The sequence below is a fragment of the Mesorhizobium sp. B2-5-7 genome, from assembly GCF_006440875.1.
GTDB lineage: Bacteria > Pseudomonadota > Alphaproteobacteria > Rhizobiales > Rhizobiaceae > Mesorhizobium > Mesorhizobium australicum.
In genome coordinates, this window is the sequence record NZ_VFUO01000004.1 from 603,351 (window position 1) to 622,605 (window position 19,255).

Annotated in this window: 16 protein-coding genes; 9 read left to right on the forward strand and 7 right to left on the reverse strand. The window is 62.7% G+C overall.

Annotation, left to right across the window (positions count from 1 at the left end; genetic code table 11):
* Positions 1-156 precede the first annotated feature (156 nt).
* On the reverse strand, positions 157-1,056 hold the full coding sequence (locus FJ543_RS20755; RefSeq protein WP_140876758.1) for a DUF2167 domain-containing protein: 900 nt from the start codon (positions 1,054-1,056) through the stop codon (positions 157-159).
* Between the two features lie 147 nt (positions 1,057-1,203).
* A complete protein-coding gene (locus FJ543_RS20760) occupies positions 1,204-2,652 on the reverse strand; it encodes a helix-turn-helix domain-containing protein (protein ID WP_140614654.1) in 1,449 nt (482 codons plus the stop codon).
* Between the two features lie 225 nt (positions 2,653-2,877).
* Between FJ543_RS20760 and aceA the strand changes: the two genes are divergently transcribed.
* The 3 genes from aceA to FJ543_RS20775 all read left to right on the forward strand — a co-directional run bounded on the left by aceA (position 2,878) and on the right by FJ543_RS20775 (position 5,148).
* The gene (gene aceA, locus FJ543_RS20765) at positions 2,878-4,167 is read left to right on the forward strand and encodes an isocitrate lyase (protein ID WP_140614655.1); all 1,290 of its coding nucleotides are present in this window, start codon (positions 2,878-2,880) and stop codon (positions 4,165-4,167) included.
* A 55-nt stretch (positions 4,168-4,222) separates the two neighbouring features.
* Positions 4,223-4,465, forward strand: coding sequence for a hypothetical protein (locus FJ543_RS20770; protein WP_006202762.1), 243 nt, complete (start codon positions 4,223-4,225; stop codon positions 4,463-4,465).
* Positions 4,466-4,704: 239 nt separating this feature from the next.
* Positions 4,705-5,148 carry a response regulator gene (locus FJ543_RS20775; protein WP_181171010.1) on the forward strand — a complete coding sequence of 148 codons (444 nt, stop codon included), beginning with the start codon at positions 4,705-4,707 and terminating at the stop codon, positions 5,146-5,148.
* A gap of 71 nt (positions 5,149-5,219) precedes the next feature.
* Here the strand turns inward: FJ543_RS20775 and FJ543_RS20780 are convergent, their stop codons facing one another.
* On the reverse strand, positions 5,220-5,936 hold the full coding sequence (locus FJ543_RS20780; protein WP_140614657.1) for an HAD family hydrolase: 717 nt from the start codon (positions 5,934-5,936) through the stop codon (positions 5,220-5,222).
* A 148-nt stretch (positions 5,937-6,084) separates the two neighbouring features.
* Between FJ543_RS20780 and FJ543_RS20785 the strand changes: the two genes are divergently transcribed.
* The 3 genes from FJ543_RS20785 (at position 6,085) to FJ543_RS20795 (ending at position 10,165) form a co-directional block, all read left to right on the forward strand.
* Entirely contained in the window at positions 6,085-7,521 is a 1,437-nt protein-coding gene (locus FJ543_RS20785) for a glutamine synthetase family protein (RefSeq protein WP_015316305.1), read from the forward strand.
* A gap of 104 nt (positions 7,522-7,625) precedes the next feature.
* On the forward strand, positions 7,626-8,912 hold the full coding sequence (locus FJ543_RS20790) for an FAD-binding oxidoreductase (RefSeq protein WP_140876760.1): 1,287 nt from the start codon (positions 7,626-7,628) through the stop codon (positions 8,910-8,912).
* Between the two features lie 371 nt (positions 8,913-9,283).
* Entirely contained in the window at positions 9,284-10,165 is an 882-nt protein-coding gene (locus tag FJ543_RS20795) for an SH3 domain-containing protein (protein WP_015316302.1), read from the forward strand.
* Between the two features lie 19 nt (positions 10,166-10,184).
* On the opposite strand, the gene FJ543_RS20800 is transcribed toward FJ543_RS20795, so the two are convergent.
* Entirely contained in the window at positions 10,185-10,931 is a 747-nt protein-coding gene (locus FJ543_RS20800; RefSeq protein WP_041163342.1) for an SDR family oxidoreductase, read from the reverse strand.
* Positions 10,932-11,248: 317 nt separating this feature from the next.
* On the opposite strand from FJ543_RS20800, the gene zwf reads away from it, so the two are divergent.
* The 3 genes from zwf to edd all read left to right on the forward strand — a co-directional run bounded on the left by zwf (position 11,249) and on the right by edd (position 15,316).
* A complete protein-coding gene (zwf, locus tag FJ543_RS20805; protein ID WP_015316300.1) occupies positions 11,249-12,721 on the forward strand; it encodes a glucose-6-phosphate dehydrogenase in 1,473 nt (490 codons plus the stop codon).
* Positions 12,703-13,419, forward strand: a complete 717-nt coding sequence (pgl, locus tag FJ543_RS20810) for a 6-phosphogluconolactonase (protein WP_140614660.1) — start codon at positions 12,703-12,705, stop codon at positions 13,417-13,419. The genes zwf and pgl overlap by 19 nt, the downstream gene beginning before the upstream one ends.
* A gap of 73 nt (positions 13,420-13,492) precedes the next feature.
* On the forward strand, positions 13,493-15,316 hold the full coding sequence (gene edd, locus FJ543_RS20815; protein WP_140614661.1) for a phosphogluconate dehydratase: 1,824 nt from the start codon (positions 13,493-13,495) through the stop codon (positions 15,314-15,316).
* 67 nt (positions 15,317-15,383) lie between these two features.
* Here the strand turns inward: edd and FJ543_RS20820 are convergent, their stop codons facing one another.
* The 3 genes from FJ543_RS20820 to folD all read right to left on the reverse strand — a co-directional run bounded on the left by FJ543_RS20820 (position 15,384) and on the right by folD (position 19,082).
* On the reverse strand, positions 15,384-17,042 hold the full coding sequence (locus FJ543_RS20820; RefSeq protein ID WP_140876762.1) for a VWA domain-containing protein: 1,659 nt from the start codon (positions 17,040-17,042) through the stop codon (positions 15,384-15,386).
* Between the two features lie 113 nt (positions 17,043-17,155).
* The gene (locus tag FJ543_RS20825; RefSeq protein WP_032922464.1) at positions 17,156-18,154 is read right to left on the reverse strand and encodes a GlxA family transcriptional regulator; all 999 of its coding nucleotides are present in this window, start codon (positions 18,152-18,154) and stop codon (positions 17,156-17,158) included.
* Positions 18,155-18,182: 28 nt separating this feature from the next.
* A complete protein-coding gene (gene folD / locus FJ543_RS20830) occupies positions 18,183-19,082 on the reverse strand; it encodes a bifunctional methylenetetrahydrofolate dehydrogenase/methenyltetrahydrofolate cyclohydrolase FolD (protein WP_140876764.1) in 900 nt (299 codons plus the stop codon).
* Between the last annotated feature and the right edge of the window lie 173 nt (positions 19,083-19,255).

Genomic DNA, 19,255 nt, shown 5'->3' on the forward strand with positions numbered 1-19,255 from the left:
TGAGGACGGCACGATGCGCAGGAGACGACAAGAACGTACCCTGTTCGCGTACCGCAAAGGCATTGGCGAGGCGTGATCCAGTGCAGTGTTCCGTTTGGCGCACTGCCGGCACCCTGCCGGCGCGCCCGACAACAGTCAGCAGCGCTTGGGCGACGCCTACGACGTGCGCTTGTTGCCGCGAACGAAGCGCCAGACTCCGGCCAAGGGAACCAGCAAGATCAAACCGAATTTCTTCAGCGCAATGAGGGCCACGGCCAGAAGGCCCGCCTTCGCCGCCAATTTTCCCGCTATGAGGCCACCAATGCCAACTGCCGCAACTGTATCGGAGCCGGGTATGAAATCAGTGTATTTCTTGCCGGTATTGAAGGCGGCGAGGCCAAGGACTTCGTCCAGGCTTTGCCTTATCTCCGGCAATTGCTCCACCGTAGCGATATAACTCATCACAAAAACGCCCTCCTTACCCAGAAAACGGACGTCGTAGTTGAGCGTGTGGACGGTATCGTCTCCGAATTGCAGTTCCTTTGCCCAGTGCAAACGCTTGTTGACCGAGTCGTAGACTGGCGGCGAGGCCCAGCCGATCAAGGTAATGGGAGGAAAGCCATCCTTTGCCCTTTGATCGTTGCCTGACAATGTGTCCGCCTGCATGGTGCGCAGCAACTCGCCGTAGTCGATGGATGCGGCCTCGCCATCATCGACATAGCCTATCTTCTCCCATCGCAACTCTATGCCCCAATTGCCATCGGCAATGGGATCATATTTGGCCGGAAAGATCATGCCGACCGAATCGGCAGCGGAACTGGCAGGATTGCCCCAGGCTTCTGTCAAAACAGAGGCAGTGTCTTTCTTGTTAAGAAAATAGAACTTATCGCCAAGGGTCAGGTGTACACCTTCGGCAAGGTCCACCGTGCCGATCTTCGGCTCGATTTTGTCCAGGAAAGCCTTGCCGTCGTCATTGTACCCTTGGTAAGATTTAAAAAAATCCGAGGATCTTTCCGCCTGAGCGGGCCAGACCGAAAGGGCAAGGCCCAAACCAAGCCAAAGAGCTATCCGGCTCATCAATCCCCCCGATCGCTGCACAGATTGTCGTTGATATCTTAACAGCAATGCTTAATCAATATTGCATCCGCTATATTTAGCGTGAAGGCTTATTGTCTTCCCGAGTAGGAAGCGGTCTTCTTCTTCGCGCGGCAAGTCACCACGACATCACTGGAAGTCGAAGGCACTCAAGCCGGTGACCATCTCGTCGAGGCCGAGCGGTCGCGTCACCGGCGGCTCGGCGCGCGCCAGGCAGCCGGCGCGCTCGCAAAGCCGGCAGGCGGGGCCGACAGGCGTCGCCGCGACGGTGCCCGCCCCCATCTTCGCGCCGGTCGCCGCGCCAGGCAGCACCGTGCCATAGACGATCTCGTCGCGAAAGCCGATGTCGCAGCCGAGCAGCAGTGCCGTGCGGCGCGGTCGTTCGGAGAACGCGCCTTGCGGCCCCTCCAGCGTGCGGGCGATGCACAGGAACTCGGCGCCATCGGGCATTTCCACCGCCTCGACGAATATCTGGCCCGGCTGAGTGAAGGCGACATGCACGGGAAGCTTGGCACAGCCACCGCCGAAGCGGCTTTGCGGAAAGCCCCGGCTGCCGGCCTTGCGGAAGCGGTTTCCCGCATTGTCGATCTCCAGCATGAAGAAGGGCACGCCGGAAGCACCTGGCCGCTGCAGCATGGTCAGCCGGTTTGCCGCCTGCTCGAAGGAAACGCCGAAGCGCGAGCGCAGGACATCAATGTCGTAGCGTGAGCGAACGGCCGCCGCGTGAAAGGGCTGATAGGGCATCATCAGCGCATGGGCGGCGTAGCGGCCGAGTTCGAAGCGGGCAAGGCGGCGCGCCTCGTCCGTGGTCAGCCCCAGTGCCTGGATCTCACCGGCGACCGCAACAGTCATGCGGATCAGGCAGGCCTCCATCGCGACTTCACGCAACTGGTCGAACGGCGACAGACGCTCGGACAGGAACAGGCGCTGCGAGTGGCGGTCGTAGCGGCGGCGCCAGTTCGGCATGGTGGCGACCGGCAGAACCTTGACCACGATGCCGTATTCGCGCTTCAGCCATGCCTTCAAGGCGCCAAACAGGTCGTCGCCGGGATCGAGCACCGACGTGAACGCCTCGGCCTCTTCCTCGAGCGAGGCGAAATGGTTCGGTCGCCGCTCGAAAATCTCGCGCACCTCGTCGATCGGCAGGCGGGCGCCGGAGAGGGCGGTCGCCCGGCCCTCGCGGGCCAGAAGCTCGTTGAGATCGGACAGCCGCTCGGCTTGCTCGCGATAGGCGCGGAACAGTTTTATCACCGCGGCGGAGGCGTTGGGCGCCGCCTCGGCAAACTCGATCAATTCCTGGTCTCCCGGCAATTCGCCGACCAGCAGCGGGTCGGTGAACACCTCCTTGAGGGCAGCGACCGATCCCCTTGCCTCGCCCTGAAGCTCATGCGGATCGACCTTGTAGACGGAGGCGAGCTTCAGGATCAATTGCACCGTCAGCGGCCGCTGGTTGCGCTCGATCAGGTTGAGGTAGGACGGCGAGATGCCGAGCCCCTCGGCCATCGCCGTCTGGGTCAGGCCCTTGGCGCCGCGGATGCGGCGGATGCGCGGCCCAGCGAAAATCTTCTGGTCAGCCATCGCCAATTCTTGACAGGAGTTTACACGCCGCCCGCCGCATCCCGCCTCTCTTCGCTTTACAGGATTGACAAATTTACAGTGCCTTGCTGTCAAACACAACACAGGTTTGCCCTTATATCCACCCGGTTCTGTTGATTTTTCTAGCTCATGCGGCGCCAAGATGTAAATTCAGTCACATAGAAGCGGCCCCGAGAATTGGCTGTGCAGAAATCTTCGGAGTGACCAATGACTGATTTTTACAACCTCGTCCCCTCGGCGCCTGAAGGTCGCTTCGACGGCATTGAACGTCCTTATTCGCCGGAGGACGTGAAGCGGCTGCGCGGTTCGGTGCAGATTCGTCAGAGCCTTGCCGAAATAGGCGCCAACCGGCTGTGGAAGCTCATCCACGAGGAGGACTTCGTCAACGCGCTCGGCGCCATGTCCGGCAACCAGGCGATGCAGCAGGTGCGCGCCGGGCTGAAGGCGATCTACCTGTCGGGCTGGCAGGTCGCCGCCGACGCAAACACCGCCTCGGCGATGTATCCGGACCAATCGCTCTATCCGGCCAATGCGGCGCCCGAACTGGTCAGGCGCATCAACCGCACGCTGCAGCGCGCCGACCAGATCGAAACCTCCGAAGGCAAGGGGCTTTCTGTCGAGACCTGGTTCGCACCGATCGTTGCCGACGCGGAAGCCGGCTTCGGCGGTCCGCTCAACGCCTTCGAGATCATGAAGGCGTTCATCGAGGCCGGTGCCGCTGGCGTCCATTACGAGGACCAGTTGGCGTCGGAGAAGAAGTGCGGCCATCTCGGCGGCAAGGTGCTGATCCCGACCGCGGCGCATATCCGCAACCTCAACGCGGCGCGGCTCGCGGCCGACGTGATGGCCACGCCCACCTTGGTCGTGGCACGCACGGACGCGGAAGCTGCAAAGCTGCTGACCTCCGATATCGATGAACGCGACCAGCCCTTCGTCGACTATGATGCCGGCCGCACGGTGGAAGGCTTCTACCAGGTCCGGAACGGCATCGAGCCTTGCATCGCGCGGGCCGTTGCCTATGCGCCGCACGCCGACCTGATCTGGTGCGAGACCTCGAAGCCCGACCTGGCGCAGGCCAAGAAATTCGCCGAGGGGGTGCGCAGGCACCATCCAGGCAAGCTGCTCGCCTACAATTGCTCGCCGTCGTTCAACTGGAAGAAGAATCTCGACGACGCGACGATCGCCAAGTTCCAGAGGGAACTGGGCGCCATGGGCTACAAGTTCCAATTCATCACGCTGGCCGGCTTCCACCAGCTCAACTACGGCATGTTCGAACTCGCCCGCGGCTACAAGGCGCGGCAGATGGCGGCCTATTCCGAGTTGCAGGAAGCGGAATTCGCGGCGGAAGCCAATGGCTATACCGCGACCAAGCACCAGCGCGAGGTCGGCACCGGCTATTTCGACGCGGTCTCTATGGCGATCACCGGCGGCCGGTCGTCGACCACGGCCATGCATGAATCGACCGAGCACGCGCAGTTCAAGCCGGCCGCGGAATAGCGACCAGAAATACCGAGGAAACGCCCAACAGGGCCTCAGACACAGGAGAAGACCAATGGCATCGATAAGCCGCGTCAAGGAACGGGCCGAAGAGCAATCGACCACGATGAGCGTCGACCAGCAGGCGACAATCCGCATGCTGGCCAACGACCTGCACAGGCTCAACCAATCGGTGATGAAGGCGGTCGAGGCGGGCGTCTCGGTGGAGCTCGTGCGCTCCGCGAGGCACCATGGCGGCGACGGCAATTGGGGCGACCTGCTGATCCCGGTGATCGTTACACAACAAAGCCATGGCTGACCCGGAAGCGCTACAACCGGCCATTTGCCCGCGCCGCGTATGCGTAGGTGAATTTTATTTTCACGCAACCAAGCTATGGACAGGGCAGTACAGTACTGTTGCTTGAATCCACTGTGTGGGAGACGGTTTCAGAAGTCTTTTATTTCAACTTGACATAGGGTGCGATCTCACGCCAATTGTCCGCAGATTCAACTCTGCATTGAAATAGGGGCAAGATTCTTGGCCGACTTGGGTGCCTAGTGAGTGACGAGGGGGAGAGTACAAAAAATCTGAATCGGGTGACCCGGGGTTCAAACATTGAGACGATCCGAGATCCTTCGCGGGTGCTTGTTGTCGGGAAGTCGCCGATCAATCGCGTCGTGGTGTCTAAAATCGTCGAGCGTTCCGGGCTCAAACCAATCTCGGAATCGCCTGAAATGGCGGTGAAGACCTTACGTTCGCTTATCCCCGGGGCGGTTGTCCTCGATGGTGGCCCCGACAACAAAGACTGCGACACGCTGATGTCCAGTATCGACACGTTGCGGCGAGCCGCGGGCAAGGCACTTCCTCCCGTGATCCTGCTTTCAACCAAGAATGGCACGCCGGAGAGCCTGGGCCTGGCGCATGTTGTCGACGCGGTGGTGGCCAAGCCGATCACGCCCGAACGGCTGCAACCGGTCATCGATCGCCTGACCGGCCGCTAAAACGATTCCAAAAGGCGAAACCGTTTTTTTCCATCCAGAATTGCGCGAAAAAAGCAGCCGGAGGTCTACGATCAAACTCTGTTCCTGATGCTTTCGACAAGCGCGGGCAATTGGCTGAGATCCGATATCTGGCGGAACCGCGGCTCGGCGACCGGCGCCTCGACATGTTCGAGCACCCAAGTCAATTCGTGCGGCACATGGACACCCCAGCCGCCGGCCTCGATGGCGGGCACCACGTCCGACTTCAACGAATTGCCGACCATCATGCTCCTTGCCGGGCCATCGCCATGGCGGTCGAATAGGCGCGCATAGGTCGCGGCGGTCTTGTCGCTGACGATCTCGACGGCGTCGAACAACTCGCCCAGCCCGGAGCCGGCCAGCTTGCGCTCCTGATCGAACAGATCGCCCTTGGTGATCAGCACGAGGCGGAAGGTGCCGGCGAGCTTCTCGACCGTCTCGCGTGCATGCGGCAAGGGCTCGATCGGATGGCCCAGCATCTCGCGGCCGGCGTCGAGAATCTCCGATATGACGGAAGCCGGCACGCGCCCGTCGGTGACCTCTATCGCCGTCTCGATCATCGAGAGCGTAAATCCCTTGATGCCGAAACCGTAGATCGCGAGATTGCGCCTCTCGGCTTCCAACAGTCGAGCCGAGATCTGCTCCCCCTCGCCATGATCGGCCAGCATGGCGGCAAAGCGCTTTTCCGTCATGCGGAAGAACCGTTCGTTCTGCCAAAGCGTGTCGTCGGCGTCGAAGCCGATCGTGGTCAGTTCGTTGCTGGATCTCATCGCCGGCTTCTCGAGTGCGGGAAGACGCCAAACCTATGCCGACCGGCAACCGGTTTTCAACCCGCAACGGCAAATGCCCGGGGCGGCTCCCCTTCCCTTCGGTCGCACGGCACGGCTATACTTGAAAATCCGCAACCCAATCTGGTGAATGATGCCGCCTGCAAAAAAGGAAGTCCGTCCGTCGAGCCGCGGAGGACGGGCGCGCACGCCTGCCTTCGTGAAAAACCTGCGAGGTGTGAAGAACTGGAAGGAAGTCAGCGATTGGCTGGAATGGCGCGGCATCGAGGATATCGAATGCATCACGCCTGATCAGGCCGGCGTGGCGCGCGGCAAGATGATGCCGTCGAAGAAATTCACTTCCAACACCTCACTGGCGCTGCCTTCGGCGGTCTTCATGACGACGATTTCCGGCGGCTATCCGGAGGACGGCAACGGCTTTCACTATCCGGAAGACGACGGCGACCTCAAGCTGATGCCGGACCTGTCGACATTGACCGTGGTGCCCTGGGAGGAAGACCCGACGGCCGCCGTCATCTGCGACCTCGTCCACCAGGACGGCCGCTCGGTCGAGTTCACGCCGCGCAATGTGCTGAAGCGCGTGCTGGCGGCCTATGACAAGCTTGGGCTGAAGCCGGTCGTGGCACCCGAAATCGAGTTCTACCTCGTGCGCAAGAATCCGGACCCGGACTATCCCCTGACCCCGCCTGTCGGCCGCTCGGGGCGCGCGATCGGCGGCGGCGCCGGCTATTCGATCGCCGGCGTCAACGAGTTCGACGAACTGATCGACGACATCTACCATTTCTCCGAAAGCCAGGGCCTGGAGATCGACACGCTCATCCACGAAGAGGGCGCCGGTCAGCTCGAGATCAATCTGCGCCACGGCGACCCGATCGAGCTCGCCGACCAGGTGTTCATGTTCAAGCGCACCATTCGTGAAGCCGCGCTCAAGCATGAGATCTACGCGACCTTCATGGCCAAGCCGATTCAGGGCCAGCCGGGCTCCGCCATGCATATCCATCAGTCGATCGTCGACAAGAAGACGGGCAGGAACATCTTTTCGGCCGAGGATGGTTCGGAGACCGAGGATTTCTTCCATTTCATCGGCGGCATGCAGAAGCACGTGCCGAATGCGCTGGTTATGTTCGCGCCCTACGTCAATTCCTACCGGCGGCTGACGCAGGCGGCCTCTGCCCCGGTCAACAACAAATGGGGCTACGACAACCGCACCACGGCTTTCCGCGTGCCGCGTTCCGATCCAGCGGCGCGGCGCGTTGAAAACCGCATCCCGTCCTCCGATGCCAATCCCTATCTGGCGCTGGCGGCTTCGCTTGCCTGCGGGCTGATCGGCATCACCAGGAAGATCAAGGCCGAGCCTCCCGTACTGACCACCGCCAACGCGCACGAGATCGACCTGCCGCGCAGCCTGCTCGAAGCCGTCGACCTGTTCGAAGGCGACGAGGAACTCTGCGCATTGCTGGGCAAGTCCTTCGCCGCCACCTATGCGGCGATCAAGCGGGCGGAATTCGAAACGTTCATGGAAGTGATCAGTCCGTGGGAGCGGGAATATCTGCTGCTGAATGTGTGATGGTGGGTGAGTAGTGAGTAGTTGGTAGCGACTACTCACTACTCACTACTCACTACTCACTACTCACTACTCACTACCCGAACTCCCTCGAGTCTTCGCTCATCATGAACTACCAATCCCCCATTTCCCCCGGCCGGTCCTGGTATGAGGACACGGCTGGGCCGCGGCCCGAATATCCAACGCTCGACGGTGACCGGACCTGCGACGTCGTTATTATCGGCGGCGGGTTTACCGGCCTGTCGGCAGCGACGCATTTGGCCAAGGCCGGTACCAGCGTTGTCCTGATCGAAGCATATCGTTTTGGCGACGGCGCTTCCGGGCGCAATGGCGGCCAGCTCGGCACCGGGCAGCGTGCCTGGGCCGAGGACCTGGAGGCCGAATACGGTCTGTCCCGCGCCAGGGCCCTGTTCGATCTCGCCGAAGAGGCGAAAGCGCATCTGCTCGACTTCGCGGCCCTCAACCAGATCGATATCGACTACATGCCGGGCCAGCTCTCGGTCGCGCACAAGCCGCGCTATGTGGACGACTACAAGGCGCATGCCGAAATCATGGCCGGCCGCTTCTCATACCCGCACATCTCCTTCATGGATGCGAAGGAGACGGCGGATCGGCTGGGCTCGAGCGCTTATTTCGGCGGCACGCGCGATATCGGCACCGGCCATATCCATCCGATGAAGCTGGTGATGGGCACGGCGCGGGCGGCGGCACAAGCTGGCGCCCACTTGTTCGAAGGGACGCCATCGACCGGCATCGTCTCGGCAGGCGGCAAGGTCAGGGTCTCCACGCCGAGAGGGACGATCTCGGCGCAAAAATGCCTGATCGCGGTCAACGCCTATGGCGGCACGCTCGAGCCGGTGAGTGCCGCGCACATCATGCCGATCGGATCCTTCATCGGCGCGACCGTGCCGCTGGGGTCGGATTCGAACGTGTTGCCGGGGGGCGAATCGGTCGACGATTCCCGCTTCGTCGTGCGCTATTTCCGCAAATCCAGGGATGGACGGCTGCTGTTCGGCGGACGCGAGGTTTATGGCGTCAACGATCCCAAAGATATCCACATCCACATTCGCCGCCAGATCGCGGAGCTCTATCCGGCGCTCAGCGATGTCGAGATCACCCATGGCTGGGGCGGCTATGTCGGCATCACCGTGCCGAGGAAGCCGTTCGTGCGCGAAGTGATGCCGAATGTGATCTCAGCCGGCGGCTATTCCGGTCACGGCGTCATGCTGTCGAACTTCTTCGGCAAACTCTATGCCGAAACCATCACCGGCAACCGCGATCGGCTGAAGCTGATCGAGGAGCTGAAAATCCCGCCATTTCCTGGCGGCCGCCGGTTGCGGGCGCCGCTGCTTTTCCTTGCGCTCAACTGGTTTGCGCTGCGGGACAGGATCTAATGCGTCGCGCAAAGTGACCTTTGGGAGGAACGACATGCACAACAAGATCCAAGTGCGTTGTGGAGACTTTTCGACACGACGTGCTTAGGCTGCGATCGGATCGCCGCTATCCCTGCGATCACGAACTCATGTAATATTGATATCCATGTAATATTTGTTGCCCGGGCGACACATTGCGGAATTGCGGGCAAAAGCGCAGAATCCTTGGTAATGGCGTACTGACGCCACAATCGCGGGCGAAAGGTCCGCATCTGGGCGATTGTTCGGGGATTGTTGCGGGCCCGCCCGCGTTTTGGGACCGATGCTGATCGAACGCGTGACTTGCGATATTTGATCGAAAGAACACCGGCCCGCTTATGGAGGTGGCAAGAGTGAGAGAGCCCTTCAGTTTCGGTGCTCCGGAACGTCGGCGCTTCGCCATGCAGTTCGGCTATGACATGCGCCCGTCATTCTGGCAGGGAGTCCGTTCGAACTCGCACCTGGTTATCGCGGCAATAGGCACCGCGGCACTGCTTGGCGTTGCCGCAGTGGCGCTCTGGCTGGCGTTGCCGACCGGCGAGAGGCAAGCAGCCGCCAGTCCCGAGCAGAGCATTCCGACCATTCCGGTGAAGACGACGAAAGTTCCCTCCTCGGGGACGACGGTGACGGTGGCGGCCGTGACGCCGCAGGCGGAGCGCAAGTCCAGCCAGGTGTCACCGACCAAGGCAGCGGCGGCGGTGGACATACCAGCGCTTGCCGCCAATGATCCCCGCTGGACAGGGGCGCAGCCGAAGGCTGCCGCGGCAACTGATCCCGATCAAACGGCGGCTCCCAGCCAGGTAGCCAAGCAGCCCGAGCCGGCGCCTGACAAAACAGCGGCGGCGTTCGCGCAATCGTCTACCGATACCGATGCCACCGACGAGCTTGCCAAGGTCGCCGCGCCGAGCCCGCCTGCCAATAGCAGCAATCCCGATGGCGCGCAGACCGCCGCCATTCCGGAGACGCAGCCGCAAGCACCGGACCAAAAACCCGCGAATGCACAAGGCGAGGACAACGCAGCCAAAGCGAAGCCGCGCAAGGTGGCGGCGACAGGCAACGGCCGTATTCTCAGGGCTGTGACCATGCGCAGTGCTCCGAAGAAGGGGGCCACCCCCATCGGTACGATCCCTGCCCGGACCTCGGTGCAACTGATGGGCTGCAAGCAGTGGTGCGAGATCGTCTACAACGGCAAGCACGGCTGGGTGTACAAGAGCTACGTCAAGCCCGGCACGTAATATCCGACGATCGCCGCGTTCAGATGCAGCGCCCGCCATCGACCTCCAGCGCGACCCCGGTGATGAAAGCGGCCTCGTCCGAGGCCAGCCATAGAGCCGCGTTGGCGATATCGAGCGGGGTCGACAGCCTCCCGAGCGGGATCGAAGCGCGGAATGCCTCGCGGATCTCGGGCGTGTCGGCGCCCATGAATTTTTCAAGCATCCCGGTCTCGCCGGCGACCGGGCAAAGGCAGTTGACGCGAATGTTCCTGGGCGCGAGTTCCACCGCCATCGACTTGGTGGCGGTGATCGCCCAACCCTTCGAGGCATTGTACCAGGTGAGGCCGGGCCGCGGCCGCAATCCTGCGGTAGACGCCGTGGTCAAGATGACACCGCCGCCTTGCCGCTCCATGATCGGCACAACCGCAAGGGCGGCGTGATAGATCGCCTTCATGTTGACTGATGTGATCAGGTCGAAGGTTTCCTCGTCGACTTTGAGCATGTCGCCATTGCGATGGGTGAACCCGGCATTGTTGACCATGATGTCGACACGGCCGAAGGCGCTTTTGGCGGCATAGACCATCTCGTCGAACTCGGAGCGCAACGAAACGTCGGTCTGCGTCCAGATTGCCGCCTCGCCGATCTCATCGGCGACGCGTTTGGCACCCTTGGCGTTGAGATCGGCGACAACGACCCTGGCGCCCTCTTCCGCGAAGCGCTTGGCCATGCCTTCGCCGAAGCCCGATGCCGCACCGGTGATGATGGCGACCTTGTTTTCCAGACGCATGCTTTTCCCGCTCATGGACTTCCTCGATATCACTGCACAGCTTGCACAAGGGCTGGCGACCGATGCAATCGATGCCGCAAGGCGCGCCGATTTCTCCCTTAGCTTTCGTCACATTCACGTTCTATGCTGCAACTGCGAAAGCCTCCGGAGTCTTCGTTCACCGACAAGCCTCCCGGCGGCGCCAGTGTCAAGCGCACACGTGGACCGACGCAAAATCCAGCGGTTGGTCCTTGATGTGACACCATGGCACTGGAAAATTTAAATCGATTAGAATATATCAGCCGCGTACTTGCGACCGGCGTCAAAGCGGACAGACCATGACCAGCCAGATCATCCCCGTCGACCCTTTCGACTTCATCATTTTCGGTGGTACCGGCGACCTGTCGGAACGCAAGCTGCTGCCGTCGCTCTACTATCGCCAGCGCGACCATCAATTCTCCGAGCCGACGCGCATCATCGGCACGTCGCGCTCGAAAATGAGCGACGAGGAGTTCCAGGCTTTCGCCAAGCAGGCGATTTCGGACCATGTCAAGCCGGCCGATATCGATGCCAAGGAGTTGAAGACCTTCCTCGCCCGGCTTTCCTACGTCCCGGCCGATGCAACGAGCGGCGCCGGCTTCGACAAGCTGAAAAAGGCGATCGGCGAAAGTGACCACATCCGCGCCTTTTACCTGGCCGTGGCGCCGGCGCTGTTCGGTGACATCTCGCACAAGCTCAAAGAGCACAATCTGATCACGCCGAATTCGCGCATCGTGCTGGAGAAGCCGATCGGCCGCGATCTTGCCTCAGCGCAGGCGCTCAACGACCTGGTCGGCGACGACTTCCACGAAAGCCAGATTTTCCGCATCGACCACTATCTCGGCAAGGAGACGGTGCAGAACCTGATGGCGCTGCGCTTTGCCAATGCGCTGTACGAGCCGCTGTGGAATTCCGCCCACATCGACCACGTGCAGATCACCGTCGCCGAGACCGTGGGCTTGGAAGACCGCGTCACCTACTACGACAAGGCCGGTGCGCTGCGCGACATGGTGCAGAACCACATGCTGCAGCTGCTTTGCCTGGTCGCCATGGAAGCGCCCTCGTCGATGGACGCCGACGCGGTGCGCGACGAGAAGCTCAAGGTGCTGCGGGCGCTGAAGCGCATCAACGGCAACGAGGCGCCGAAGCACACCGTGCGCGGCCAGTACCGCGCCGGTGCGTCGGCCGGGGGACCGGTGAAAGGCTATGTCGAGGAACTCGGCAAGGACAGCAACACCGAGACCTTCGTCGCCATCAAGGCCGAGATCGGCACCTGGCGCTGGGCCGGCGTTCCATTCTACCTCAGGACCGGAAAGCGGCTGGCGACCCGGGTTTCGGAAATCGTCATCGAGTTCAAGCCGATCCCGCACTCGATTTTCGGCGACAGCGGCGCGGGGCCGATCTTTGCCAACCAACTGGTCATCCGGCTGCAGCCGGACGAAGGCGTCAAGCAGTTCATCATGATCAAGGACCCAGGCCCTGGCGGCATGCGGCTGCGCCAGATCTCGCTCGACATGAGTTTCGCGCAGTCTTTCGACGGCCGCGCGCCTGACGCCTATGAACGGCTGATCATGGATGTCATCCGCGGCAACCAGACTCTGTTCATGCGCCGCGACGAGGTGGAAGCCGCCTGGAAGTGGATCGACCCGATCCAGAATGCCTGGGAAGGCGCCAAGCAGGAAGCGCAGGGCTATACGGCAGGCACATGGGGGCCGTCGGCCTCGATAGCACTGATCGAACGTGACGGGCGGACATGGCACGAGAGCAATTGAACGGCGCCAGCTACAACTGGAACGCTTTTCCCGACCGTCCGCAACTGGCCTTGGCGCTGGCTGGCCGCGTCGCCGATGCCCTGACCAAGGCGATCACCGGGCGCGGCACGGCATTGCTGGCGGTCTCCGGCGGCACGACACCGGCAAAGTTCTTTGCCACGCTCTCTGCGGCGCCGATCGCCTGGGACAAGGTGATCGTGACGCTGGTCGACGAACGTTTCGTGCCGGCCTCCTCGCCGCGATCCAATGCCGGGCTGGTTGCCGCCAACCTGCTGCAGAACGCGGCCAAGGCGGCCCGCTTCGTTCCGCTCTACCACGAGGCGGTCGGCATCGAGGATGCTGCAGCATCCGACGATGCGGCCCTGCGATCCCTGCCCTGGCCGCTCGATGCCGTGATCCTCGGCATGGGGCCGGACGGCCATACCGCCTCATTCTTTCCCGACGCCGACGATCTGCCGAAGCTGCTCGACCCCGCCTCGGACAGGATCATCCTGCCGGTTCACGCCGCAAGTGCGGGTGAGCCTCGGCTGACCCTGACCCTGGCGCGGATCATCGACGCCGGTTTCATCGCGCTGCACATCGAGGGCGAGGACAAGCGCACCGCCTTCGACGGCGCGGCCGCGTCCGGGCCGCGAAAGCCGATCCGTGCCGTGCTCGACGCATCGCCCAAGCCCGTGGAGGTTTTCTGGGCGCCCTGATTTCAAGTTTACAAGTGGTCCCGGCAACGGCGGGAGGATGTTTCCGGGACCTCGCCTGAAAGGACCTGATCCCATGACCGCAAGACGAGACATCGAAGCCATCACCGAACGGATACGCCAGCGCTCCAAACCGGGCCGGGAGCGCTACCTCAGCCGTATCGCCGAAGCGTCGAACCAGACCGCCAACCGGTCGGTGCTGTCCTGCGGCAACCTTGCCCATGGCTTCGCGGTCTGCAGCCCCTCGGAAAAGCTGGCGCTCGGTGCCGACAAGGTGCCCAATCTCGGCATCATCACCTCTTACAACGACATGCTGTCGGCGCATCAGCCCTTCGAGACCTTCCCTGCCCTGATCAAGGAGGCCGCGCGCGAGGCGGGCGGCATCGCCCAGGTCGCGGGCGGCGTGCCGGCGATGTGCGATGGCGTGACCCAAGGCCAGCCCGGCATGGAGCTGTCGCTGTTTTCGCGCGACGTGATCGCCATGGCAGCCGCGATCGGCCTGTCGCACAACATGTTCGACGCCGCCGTCTATCTCGGCGTCTGCGACAAGATCGTCCCGGGTCTGGTGATCGCCGCACTAACCTTCGGCCATCTGCCGGCGGTGTTCATTCCTGCCGGCCCGATGACGACAGGCCTGCCCAACGATGAGAAGGCCAAGGTCCGCCAGCTCTATGCCGAGGGCAAGGCAGGACGCGCCGAACTCCTGGAAGCCGAGTCCAAGTCGTATCACGGGCCGGGCACCTGCACCTTCTACGGGACGGCGAACTCCAACCAGATGCTGATGGAGATCATGGGCCTGCACACGCCGGGCGCGTCCTTCGTCAACCCCGGCACGCCCCTGCGCGACGCCTTGACCCGCGAAGCGACGAAACGGGCACTGGCGATCACCGCGCTCGGCAACGCCTATACGCCGGTCGGGCGGATGATCGACGAACGTTCGTTCGTCAATGGCGTCGTCGGCCTGCATGCCACCGGCGGCTCGACCAACCACACCATCCACCTGATCGCCATGGCCGCCGCCGCCGGCATCGCGCTGACCTGGCAGGATATTTCCGACCTCTCGGAAGCGGTGCCTCTGTTGGCACGGGTCTATCCGAACGGACTTGCCGATGTGAATCATTTCCATGCAGCCGGCGGCCTCGGCTTCCTGATCCGCGAACTGCTCGACGAAGGCGTCCTGCACGAGGATGTGCAGACGGTGTGGGGCGAAGGCCTGCGGCCCTATGCGGTCGAGGCAAAGCTCGGCGCCGACGGCGCTGTGCTGCGCGAGGCTTCGCCGCGCGCAAGCGGCGACGAAAAGGTGCTGGCGCCGTTCAACAAGGCTTTCCAGGCGACGGGCGGCCTGAAGGTGCTGGTGGGCAATCTCGGTCACGCCGTCATCAAGACATCGGCCGTCAAACCGGAGCGGCGTGTCATCGAGGCGCCGGCCAAGGTGTTCGACAGCCAGCAGGGGCTGAACGACGCCTTCAAGGCGGGCACACTCACCGGCGACTTCATCGCCGTCATCCGCTTCCAGGGTCCGAAGGCCAACGGCATGCCGGAATTGCACAAGCTGACCACCGTGCTCGGCATCCTGCAGGATCGCGGCCAGCGCGTGGCGCTGGTCACCGACGGGCGCATGTCGGGCGCCTCCGGCAAGGTGCCGGCGGCAATCCATGTGACGCCGGAAGCGGTCGAGGACGGGCCGATCGCGCGGATCCATGACGGCGATATCATCCGCCTCGACGCCGATGCCGGCACGCTGGAAGTGCTGGTGCCAGGCACCGAATTCGCGCTGCGCCGCACGGCCGAAGTCGATCTCATCGGCAATGAATTCGGCTTCGGACGCGAGTTGTTCGCCGGCTTCCGCCAATTGGTGGGCCGCGCCGATCACGGCGCCAGCGCGTTCGGCACTGCCTGACGCATTCTGTCCGGCATGAAAAAGGGCGGCACGTGGCCGCCCTTTTTGCCGGTCGAAATCGCAATCCTCATTGCACCGTCAGTTCAACCCGCTCTCCGGCCTTCACGGTCACGGCGCCTTCCTTCTTGCTGTTGTCCGACTTCTCCGAAACCACGGCGTAATCGCCGGCCGCTATCGTGGCCTGATACTTCTCGTCATAGGCATAGCCGATCGACTTGCGATTGCCATTGATGTCCTTCTTCGTCTCGAAGATCTCGATCTTGGAGGTGCCAGGCGCCGTGATTGCCAGCACGCCGGCATTCATGGCGACCTTGAGGTCCTGGAACTCGCCGACCTTGACGCTGAAAGGCTGTTCCACGACGGCGAGATCGACCGTCGCGATCAGCACATAGTCATCGGGCGGCAGATCGAACTTGCTGTCGGGGCCATAGGCATAGGTGACCTCGTCGCGGGTGCCATCGATCTTCTTCTTGGCCTTGAGCACCTTGAAGCCGGTGCCTGAACTGTCAGCCTTGTCGCCGCCGGCCACATAGTATGCGTTGGCAACGACATGGCCGACGCCGACGATTATGTCCTTGTCGATCACCCTGCCCGCGGCAAGCAGGATCGTTTCGGTGACCACGCCCTGTCCGATCGTGACGGTCACTTTCTCGTCGCCGGCCGGCAACACGACTTTCGTGTCTCCATAATAGGCCGGAGGGTTGTCGACGCCCGGATAGGCGATCACGACAGCCGCCCCGCTGGCCACATCGGCACCTTGGCTCGGACGCGGATGCAGGATGAGTGTGCCGGCATTCAAGGTGAACAGCGGCTTGTAGACCTGGCCCGCCTCGATCTTGATCTTCTGCTCCGTCTTGGCCTCACCGTCGCGCGCGACGACGATGTAGTCGCCCGGTTCCAGATTGGCTTTGTAGTCGCCGTATTCGGTGGTGACGTTGTCGCCGCGCGTGCCGTCCGATTTGGCCTTGTAGACTCCCCAGGCATTGCCGTCGGTGACAGGATCGCCGCCCTCGGCCAGCACCACGGTCGGCATGAAATTGAACTCGGGCTTCGCCGGCTCGGGCGCTGGTGCCGGAGCGGGGGCCGGTGCTGGCTCGGGCGCCGGTGCCGCCACGGTCTCGACCAGCGCCTCCTGCAAAGCCTTCTCGTCGGAAGCCTGGATGTATTTGCCGCCGGTATTGTCCGCGAGGCAGGCAATCTGCTTGCCTTCATCGGCGGTCAGGCCGAAACCGACGACGTCGGCGGTGAAATCGACGCCGGATGCCTTCAGCTCCTTACCCAGCGCGCAAGGGTCGCCGCCGCAGGTTTCGAGCCCATCGGTGATAAGAACGACAGTTGCCTTGTCCTCGGTGTATTTCAGCGCTTCGGCCGCCTGCTTGACGGCTGCCGTCAGCGGCGTCTTGCCGAGGAACTTCATGCTGTCGGCGGCTGCCGAGATGGCGCTTGCCGAGCCCGCCTGGGGCGGCACGATCAGTTGGATGTCGTCGCAGCTGCCTTTTTCGCGATGGCCATAGGCCATGAAGCCGATCTCGTCGTCGGCGGGAACCGATTGAAGCACGGTCCTCAGCGATTCGCGGGCGATTTCCAGCTTGGGCTTTCCGTCGATCTGCGCCCACATCGATCCCGACGCGTCGAGGATGATGATGACCTTGTTGGCGGCAAAGCCGAATGTCGTCGTCGACAAAAGGAGGATCGCCGCAGCGACGCTCCGCGCAAGTATCGCCATCGAAATCTCCTGAGTTAGCCACCCCGTCCGCTGGCCGAAGCTATTTGAGCGCGTGCAGGGACACAAGCCACCGCTATCAGCGATAGCTCGCATAGGGCCCGTGCGTACCCAATTCAGTATGTCGTGCGGCGCTCTTCCGAGGGCGGGCGGCCAAACTGCAGCCGATAGCTCTGGGCAAAATAGGAATGCGAGGTGAAGCCGGTCGCGATCGCCACGTCGAGGATCGGCATGTTGGTCTGGCGCAGCAATTCGCGCGCGCGCTCCAGCCGCAGCCGCATGTAGTAGCGCCCCGGCGTGACGTTGAGATGGCGCAGAAACAGCCGCTCCACCTGGCGCACCGAGAGGCCCGCCGACTTGGCGAGCTGTACCGCCGACAGCGGCTCGTCGAGATGGTCGGCCATCAATTCGACGATGCGTCGCAACTTCTCCGACTTGCCGGTGAGGTCACGCTCCGGCCCGACGCGCTGGCGGTCTCCAGCGGAGCGGATGCGCTCGTGCTGGAACTGGTTGGCGACGCCATTGGCGAGGTTGGAGCCGAAATCGCCACGCACGATCTCCAGCATCAGATCGATCGAGGTGGTGCCGCCGGCGCAGGTGTAGCGTTTGCGGTCGATCTCGAAGACGTTGCCCGTGCAGTTGATGTCGGGAAAGCGCTCGACGAAGCCGGCGCGGTTTTCCCAATGGATGGTGCAGCGATAGCCTTCGAGCTGGCCGGCCTCGGCCAGCAGGTAGGATCCGACCGACAAGGCACCAAGCGCGTTGCCGCGCCGGCCCCAGCTGCGCAAGGCGGCCAGAACCTTGCTCTTGCCCGGAAATTCCGTCGTCAAGCCGACCGAGACGAAGAGAATATCGACCGGCGGCAGGTCGGCGACGGCGTAGTCGATCTTGAGCGGCAGGCCGTTGGAAGCCATCACCGGGTCACCATCGGCCGACACAGTGGTCCAGCCGTAGAAATCGCGACCGAGCAGGCGGTTCGCCGATCGGAACGTATCGATCGCGGCGGCCAGCGAGAACATGGAAAACTTGTCGACCAGCAGGAAAGCGAACTGCCGGCCGCCTTGAACGGGATCATTCGTGACCGGCCGTTCCGGGGAAATAGTGGGGTTCGGCAAAGCTGCGGCTTTCAGGGTCAACCCGGGCTCAGAAGGAAGGCCGCTTCAATCCGGCCGCCAGGTAGGCCGAAGCTAACGTATTGGCCATCAACATGGCAATGGTCATCGGCCCGACACCGCCGGGCACCGGGGTGATCGCGCCGGCCGCCTTTGCCGCTTCGGCATAGGCGACATCGCCGACGAGACGCGACTTGCCCTCGCCTTTCTCAGGCGCGGGAATGCGGTTGATGCCGACATCGATGACGGTGGCGCCAGGCTTGACCCAGTCACCCCTGATCATTTCTGGCCTGCCGACAGCGGCGACCAGGATGTCGGCCGTGCGGGCAAGCGCCGGCAGGTCCTTGGTGCGGCTATGCGCGATGGTGACGGTGCAGTTGGCGGCAAGCAGCAGATTGGCCATCGGCTTGCCGACGATGTTGGAGCGGCCGACGACAACGGCGTTGAGGCCGGACAGATCCTTGCCGCGCACGCGCTCAATCAAAAGCATCGAGCCGGCGGGCGTGCAGGGAACGAAGGCCGTGTCGAGTTCACCAGTGCCGAGCTTGCCGACATTGATGAAATGGAACCCGTCGACGTCCTTGTGCGGTGCGATCGCCTGGATGATCTTGCCGGCATCGACATGGGCGGGCAGCGGAAGCTGGACCAGGATGCCGTTGATTTCAGGATCGGCGTTGAGTTCGGCGATAAGCTTGAGCAGCGCCTCTTGGGACGTTTCCGCCGGCAGCGTGTGCTGAAGCGAATGAAAGCCGCATTCCTTGGCGGTACGGGATTTGGAGGCGACATAGACCTGGCTCGCCGGATCCTCGCCGACGATGACGACGGCCAGGCCTGGCTTGGCCTGGCCCTTGGCGACCAGCTCGGCGGTCAACGCCTTGACCGTCCGCACCACGTCTTCGGCAACGCTTTTTCCGTCAATCACTTCGGCCATGCCACCCTCAACATCGTTCCGCCCAACGCCGCTTCGAGAACATAATGCCGCGGCGCAGGCAATCTGCAGCGCGGCATTGTCACGAAAATACAAGCTCGCAATCCCGTCAAAGCGCCTTCCCATGCCGTTTACGCGAAACCGGCACGGTTTTGTTCGGCCTCCGCAGCCTATCT

Bases quoted from the DNA above. Each gene is read 5' to 3' on its own strand.
- FJ543_RS20755 (WP_140876758.1), bottom strand. From the start codon at position 1,056: ATGAGCCGGATAGCTCTTTGGCTTGGTTTGGGCCTTGCCCTTTCGGTC.
- FJ543_RS20760 (WP_140614654.1), bottom strand. From the start codon at position 2,652: ATGGCTGACCAGAAGATTTTCGCTGGGCCGCGCATCCGCCGCATCCGC.
- aceA (WP_140614655.1), top strand. From the start codon at position 2,878: ATGACTGATTTTTACAACCTCGTCCCCTCGGCGCCTGAAGGTCGCTTC.
- FJ543_RS20770 (WP_006202762.1), top strand. From the start codon at position 4,223: ATGGCATCGATAAGCCGCGTCAAGGAACGGGCCGAAGAGCAATCGACC.
- FJ543_RS20780 (WP_140614657.1), bottom strand. From the start codon at position 5,936: ATGAGATCCAGCAACGAACTGACCACGATCGGCTTCGACGCCGACGAC.
- FJ543_RS20785 (WP_015316305.1), top strand. From the start codon at position 6,085: ATGATGCCGCCTGCAAAAAAGGAAGTCCGTCCGTCGAGCCGCGGAGGA.
- FJ543_RS20790 (WP_140876760.1), top strand. From the start codon at position 7,626: ATGAACTACCAATCCCCCATTTCCCCCGGCCGGTCCTGGTATGAGGAC.
- FJ543_RS20800 (WP_041163342.1), bottom strand. From the start codon at position 10,931: ATGCGTCTGGAAAACAAGGTCGCCATCATCACCGGTGCGGCATCGGGC.
- zwf (WP_015316300.1), top strand. From the start codon at position 11,249: ATGACCAGCCAGATCATCCCCGTCGACCCTTTCGACTTCATCATTTTC.
- pgl (WP_140614660.1), top strand. From the start codon at position 12,703: ATGGCACGAGAGCAATTGAACGGCGCCAGCTACAACTGGAACGCTTTT.
- edd (WP_140614661.1), top strand. From the start codon at position 13,493: ATGACCGCAAGACGAGACATCGAAGCCATCACCGAACGGATACGCCAG.
- FJ543_RS20820 (WP_140876762.1), bottom strand. From the start codon at position 17,042: ATGGCGATACTTGCGCGGAGCGTCGCTGCGGCGATCCTCCTTTTGTCG.
- folD (WP_140876764.1), bottom strand. From the start codon at position 19,082: ATGGCCGAAGTGATTGACGGAAAAAGCGTTGCCGAAGACGTGGTGCGG.